We start from the raw sequence: 6,000 nt of genomic DNA on the forward strand, positions 1-6,000 counted from the left end.
ACAGAATGAACTTAGCTTTCCACTACCATTACCTTATGTAGCCTCAACTCAACAATGGTAATAAAAGCAAAAATATCAGGTTTAAAGCTCAAGTGAAAGTCGACGACTTAATCACCTAAAAAACGCAATATAACATCCTAACTATTTATTCTATATGTGATAATTAAAAAACAAAAAAGGGAAAGATTTTCCCCCTAGTAAGTCTAATTCCCAACATGATGACTTGACCAATTTGGCCCCTGAGCATGGTTCTGAGAATAATAATTAGGGTCTGCTGAAAAACTCAATAAACTGATGATTACAGCACCAATCAGTACCCGTGGATGATGAGCATGTCCCCCTCTTTGTTTCGGCGGAATACGTTTATTTAATATCACTTCAAGATCATCCCAAGGCATCTGCGTTAGTTACTTCTATACTTAAAATCTACCTATTTCCGAATCCTTAATGCTTATGAATTATTGTTTATTAAGAATCATCAGCATCTTTATAACAGTTGCCAAAGACTTAAATATTCCAATACCGAGTATAAGTTCTCTAATGTATCGCCACTGAAGGGTAAGGTGGGAGTGTTTATAACAGCTTATCAAAATGTATGGGAAGCTTGTTCTCTCGCTTACCAGTAGCGTGGTAAATAGCATTGGCAATGGCCGGAGCCATCGAAACCAGACCAATTTCTCCAATGCCCTTAACACCAAGCTCATTTATGATATCGTCTTTTTCATCTACAAAAATCACCTCAAGGTCGTGAATGTCTGCGTGCACCGGAATGTGATACTCACCTAGATTGGGGTTCATGTATTTACCCAGGTTATGATCCATTAAAGTTTCTTCACGCAGGGCTTTGCTTATTCCCCAAACCATACCGCCGAGTATTTGACTTCGAGCCGTTTTAGGGTTGATAATTCTTCCTGCGGCTACGGCAGTTACTGCTCTTGTAACATTGACCATACCCAATTGCTCATCTACTTCAACTTCTACAAAGGCAGCACTGTGGGCAGCACGTGTGTATTGTTTCAGTTTAAAAACATTGGGAATATTACTTTTAGATGCTTTTAATGGGTCACCACCATTCTGCGCAATGACTTGTTTAAAGGTTACCGATTTACTGGAATCACCCTTAAGATAAATCGCACCCTCTTTAAATTCTACATCCTCAATAGCTGCAGATGAAAAAGGTGAGTTTTCCATCTTTCTTGCTTTTTTATAGATTTTTTTCTTCAGTGCTTGGCAAGCTCCGTGCACAGCGGCGCCTACCACACCGGTCGTATAGGAGCCACCTTGAATAGGTGACATAGGATGTTTACTGTCACCATATTTAAAGGTCACATCATTGATGTCCATTCCCAAAGCATCGGCGGCAATCTGCGTCATTACGGTTAGCGTTCCTGTTCCTATATCTGTTACGGCACTTTTAACGATCAGCTTCCCCTTCTTGTCCAGCTTTGCTTTCGCTTTAGCGGGAATACAAATAACATCCCACATACCAGAACTCATGCCACTACCTACTAAACGGTTGCCACGCTTGGTGGCACGCGTTTCAGGATTGCGGTCTGACCAACCAAATTTTTCTGCACCCTGACGGTAACATTCCTTCAACTCCTTACTTGAAAATGGTTTGTCTGAACTCACATCCCTTTCGGCATAGTTAATCAACCTAAACTCCAACGGATCAATATTCAATTTATAGGCGAGTTCGTCCATTGTTGCCTCAATGGCATGCAAGCCAGTACTTCCACCGGGCGCACGCATATCTATAGGAGTATAAACATCTAAGTTTACAAGTTTATATTCTAACTTGGTATTCTTTGCCGGGTAAAGCATATTGGCCCAATTGACCACCACTTCGGTATAATCTTCTATTTGCGAAGTTTCTGCGATAGCAGTATGATTAATGGCTGTAACCTTACCATCTGCCGAGGCTCCAAAATTTGTTTTTTGTACGGTCTGTGGTCTATGCCCAAAGGTGAACATCTGTGCCCTATCCAACGTTACGCGCACATTACGCTTAAGTTCTAGCGCCGCCATTACACTCATAAATAATTGGTACTGTGGTCGCAACCCGGAACCAAAGCCGCCTCCCACAAAAGGAGAAACCACCCGAACATCCCCAAAACTGAGACCAAAAATGTTGGCTATATAAATTTGACAATTGTTAGTGCCCTGCGTTTTATCATAAACCGTAATCTTGCCATCTCCCTCATAAACCGTGGTGCTGGCAAAAAGTTCTAATGGGTTATGGTGTTCTGTACCGTGGATAAACTCCCCACTATACGTCGCATCTGCTTGGTCAAAAGCTTTCTCAAAATTACCGTTAGGGCTTGGAGGCAGTGGTTTTAAAAAGGTCGCCATCCCTTTTTTCGGTTTGCGAGCTTCCGCTAAGTTTGCGGCCAATTGGGTAACAAATGGTTCTTCTTCATAAGTTACTTGAATCAGGGAAGCAGCATAACGGGCCGTCTCAAAGTCTTCGGCAATGACGCAAGCAATGGGTTGCCCATTATATATTATCTTCTCATCAAGTAGCGGTTTAAACGGACTTCCAGGCGGTACGTCCATGTCCATAAACATAAAATCAAACCAAGGTAATTTTGGACGGTTGTTATGTGAAAAGATTTCGATTACTCCCGGCACTTGCCTAGCGGTGGTTTCATCCAGTTTTATTATCTTTCCTTTGGTTATCGTACTGTTGACAGGATATCCTTGCAGCAGGTCAGCTACATTATATTCCCCAGCATATTTGGCAGCACCCGTAACTTTAAGTTCGCCTTCTAGCCTACTTGTAGGTTTGCCTATTTGTGATGATGATTTCATACTATATATTATAGAGAGGGTTGCGCCCCTGGGCGTTGTGATTCTGGATTCAATGCCATCATTCCATTACGGACTATGGCTCGTTTTGCCAGGTCTATTTTAAAGTCATTATCACCAAAACCTTTGGCTCCTTTTAAAATAATTTCTGCCGCTGCCATGAAGTTGTCTACATTTGCTTCTTTATCAATAAGAAAATCTTCAGCTTCGGTAACTCGCCAAGGTTTATGGGCTATACCGCCGAGCACGATCCTTATCTTTTCAATTTTACCATCTTTCAGTTTTATTCCAGTGGCTACACTTACCAAAGCAAAGGCATACGAATTTCTATCGCGAAGTTTGAGATACGAATAGTTTTCTGCGAAGCCTTCCTTCGGTAAGGAGATGCTTGTGATCAATTCGTTTTTAGCTAAGTTATTGTCTATATGTGGCGTATTACCAGGAAGACGATGAAAATCCTCAAACGGGATTTTGCGCTCACCTTCTGGCCCATTAACGTTGACTACAGCTTCTAAAGCTGCCAATGCCACACACATATCTGAGGGAAAGACCGCAATACAATCTTCACTGTATCCTACAATGGCGTGCATACGGTTTAAACCCTCTTTTGCTGGGCATCCAGTTCCTGGTTCACGTTTGTTACAGGGTGAAGCAGCATCGTAAAAATAATAGCAACGGGTTTTTTGAAGTAGATTACCACCGTTGGTAGCACTGTTTCTAATCTGCGCCGAAGCTCCTGCTAAGATTGCCTTAGAAAGTAAGGGGTACTTCTCAACAATGTGCTCGTTATAGGCAGTTGCCGAGTTGGTGACTAGCGCACCTAAGAGCAGACCACCATCTTCCGTTTTATTAATACTTTTATAATCTCTAAGCCCATTAATATCAATAAGGTTTTCTGGGTGTACGAGATTGTACTTCCACAAATCAATCAAGTTTGTACCTCCAGCTATAAAACTTGATGCTGTACCTTGGGCTACTTTATGCAGGGCATCACTGGTATCTGCGGCTTTTTGATAAGCAAAATTATTCATGATTTGCGTTTTCTTTAATTTCCATAATAGCATCTATAATATTGCTGTTAGCTCCACACCTGCATAGATTACCACTCATTAATTCCTTGACTTCTTCACGGGTGTTGGCATGGCCTTCATCTAGCATTCCTATAGCGCTGCATATCTGCCCAGGCGTACAATAACCGCATTGAAAAGCATCGTGCTCAATAAATGCTTTTTGAAGCGCATGCAGTTCTTTGCCATTTGCGACACCTTCTATGGTAGTGATTTTAGATCCGTCTTTCATCACCGCCAGCGATAGACAGCTTAGGATACGCTCTCCATCACATATCACGGTGCACGCGCCACATTGCCCATGATCACAACCCTTTTTAGTCCCCGTAAGGTCACAATGGTCTCGAATAGCATCAAGAAGGCTAACCCAAGGTTGCAACTTTAGTTTAACATTCTGATTGTTTAAACTGAGGTTGACATTGATTTTATTTACGGCTACGCCCTTAGCTCTATCGGTACTCTTCATAAGATGCTGTCTTTTAGACTAAGTTATGCTTTATCCATTAAAAATACAACTTATAATCAATGAAGTTATATTAATCCAGCTATATATGATTATGGATTTTGATTCTAAGCTATTTATTACATCTAGTTTGGAAATAATCTAAATAAAAGTCTAGAAATTATTTACTTAATTATGTGAGCACGAAAAAAAGTGGTATTGAAATATGGCATTGGAATAAATGTCATTTGTAAAAGATACCTGCAAGAACGTTTAAGTTCGATCTTAAGATCTGTTCAGTTTCCTTTATTGAAAAGGGTGAAGTATGAAGACGAGAGGATCAATTTAAAACTGTTTTTTCAAACAGTACTTTGACTCCGGTAGTTTACTACAAATCAAATGACTGTTGATCTGCAGCAGGACAGGATTATCCCGATAAATTGAGAACAAAACCGTCCCCAAATCTATGGGTCACAGAACGCTAGTAGTAGTTTTACTTCTTTCCATATTCCTTGAATAATTCAGGAAGCATTGAAGCCAAATGTGTAAACTCAATTTGGTCATGCATTACTTGTTCATACGCCATTTGTATTCCGGAACTATTGCTGTGTAATATTTTTTTCTTCAGAAATTTAGGTAACTCAATTTCCTTGCTTCCAATTAATGCCGCCATATTTTCGCCAACGTAATACCTACTAATCAGTTCTCCGCCCTCTTTAGTTTGTTTGAATAAGTGAATCATTTCACAAATTTTTGCTTTGGGTTTCTGAGAATAAACATAGCCGCATGCACTTGCTGTTATGCCTGCATTTTCAAGAATTTCTTTTTCAAACCCAAATTCTTCGGGTGGAACAAATTCTATTTCAATATCATTTTTAGTGTCATTTAAGTATTCGGTTATAATATGAGTATTACCAATGTACTTTTCTCTATGACTAAGTTTTGAGTCCTCAAGTATTTCTTTATTTTTTGCCTCAATACTTACGTGACAGTACGATACCATAAGGCATAGCGTTCAGACTCTCCAGAATGCCACCAAAACCACCATTCAAACATTTCAGCAGTGCAATTGGGCAATTCCGTATGACTTGCACTATATAAAGTACCATTTTCTAACACACTATATCCTGTTGTTTTCCACAAATCCCCTTTTAGCATTTCGTTAAAATCACCTGGATTGGGATGAGTTATTTTGTCATGAGGTAATTCGCCGGATTGAACATGCTTTATTATTTCATTATTTAAGTACATGTCTTTTTGAAAAAATGATTTGTATGGTTTGGATTCCAATCGCTTTAGATTTTCAAAATAGATTTGTTGGTTTAAGGCGGTGATGTTATTGACCATTGATTTCATTTTTTTTTATTTTTTAATTCTGACTAACGTTACAAAAAAACCTTCAAATTGGCTCAATTTCGAGCCCAAGGTCCTCATTAGTCAGACCGAATTTATCGATTTGTTTCTTTATCCGTTTAACTAAACCCAATTTTCTTTTCTGATCTAGGAAGAGATAGCCTTCCGGATTAATATAGGGAACTCCCTTCACCACTATCCCGAAAATACGGGACAAGTTATTCCAGATGATAACCGCCAGCTTACGGGCGGTGGCACTTATTGCCGAAACCCTTCCTTTTCTAAAGCTTATTCTATGGAAGAAGTCTCGTAGTGGTGTAGAATCCTTCA

Annotated in this window: 6 protein-coding genes and 1 pseudogene; all 7 read right to left on the reverse strand. The window is 39.8% G+C overall.

Features of this window, described 5'->3' with window-relative positions; all coding sequences use genetic code 11:
* Window positions 1-203: 203 nt before the first annotated feature.
* Entirely contained in the window at window positions 204-398 is a 195-nt protein-coding gene (locus AAC073_RS23885; RefSeq protein ID WP_339926306.1) for a hypothetical protein, read from the reverse strand.
* 175 nt (window positions 399-573) lie between these two features.
* Window positions 574-2,811: a xanthine dehydrogenase family protein molybdopterin-binding subunit gene (locus AAC073_RS23890; RefSeq protein WP_339926307.1), complete on the reverse strand. Its 2,238-nt coding sequence runs from the start codon at window positions 2,809-2,811 to the stop codon at window positions 574-576.
* Between the two features lie 8 nt (window positions 2,812-2,819).
* Window positions 2,820-3,839, reverse strand: coding sequence for a xanthine dehydrogenase family protein subunit M (locus tag AAC073_RS23895; RefSeq protein WP_339926308.1), 1,020 nt, complete (start codon window positions 3,837-3,839; stop codon window positions 2,820-2,822).
* Window positions 3,832-4,341: a 2Fe-2S iron-sulfur cluster-binding protein gene (locus tag AAC073_RS23900; protein ID WP_339926309.1), complete on the reverse strand. Its 510-nt coding sequence runs from the start codon at window positions 4,339-4,341 to the stop codon at window positions 3,832-3,834. The genes AAC073_RS23895 and AAC073_RS23900 overlap by 8 nt, the downstream gene beginning before the upstream one ends.
* A 469-nt stretch (window positions 4,342-4,810) precedes the next feature.
* Complete coding sequence (locus AAC073_RS23905; RefSeq protein WP_339926310.1) at window positions 4,811-5,320, reverse strand: hypothetical protein; 510 nt, start codon at window positions 5,318-5,320, stop codon at window positions 4,811-4,813.
* Window positions 5,299-5,673 carry a hypothetical protein gene (locus tag AAC073_RS23910; protein ID WP_339926311.1) on the reverse strand — a complete coding sequence of 125 codons (375 nt, stop codon included), beginning with the start codon at window positions 5,671-5,673 and terminating at the stop codon, window positions 5,299-5,301. The genes AAC073_RS23905 and AAC073_RS23910 overlap by 22 nt, the downstream gene beginning before the upstream one ends.
* A 43-nt stretch (window positions 5,674-5,716) precedes the next feature.
* Window positions 5,717-6,000, reverse strand: a pseudogene (locus AAC073_RS23915) (IS110 family transposase); the annotation flags it as partial.

Origin of the sequence: uncultured Cyclobacterium sp., from assembly GCF_963977555.1 — a bacterium.
Lineage (GTDB): Bacteria > Bacteroidota > Bacteroidia > Cytophagales > Cyclobacteriaceae > Cyclobacterium.

Coding starts and splice junctions, on each gene's coding strand:
- AAC073_RS23885 (WP_339926306.1), bottom strand. CDS start 398: ATGCCTTGGGATGATCTTGAAGTGATATTAAATAAACGTATTCCGCCG.
- AAC073_RS23890 (WP_339926307.1), bottom strand. CDS start 2,811: ATGAAATCATCATCACAAATAGGCAAACCTACAAGTAGGCTAGAAGGC.
- AAC073_RS23895 (WP_339926308.1), bottom strand. CDS start 3,839: ATGAATAATTTTGCTTATCAAAAAGCCGCAGATACCAGTGATGCCCTG.
- AAC073_RS23900 (WP_339926309.1), bottom strand. CDS start 4,341: ATGAAGAGTACCGATAGAGCTAAGGGCGTAGCCGTAAATAAAATCAAT.
- AAC073_RS23905 (WP_339926310.1), bottom strand. CDS start 5,320: ATGGTATCGTACTGTCACGTAAGTATTGAGGCAAAAAATAAAGAAATA.
- AAC073_RS23910 (WP_339926311.1), bottom strand. CDS start 5,673: ATGAAATCAATGGTCAATAACATCACCGCCTTAAACCAACAAATCTAT.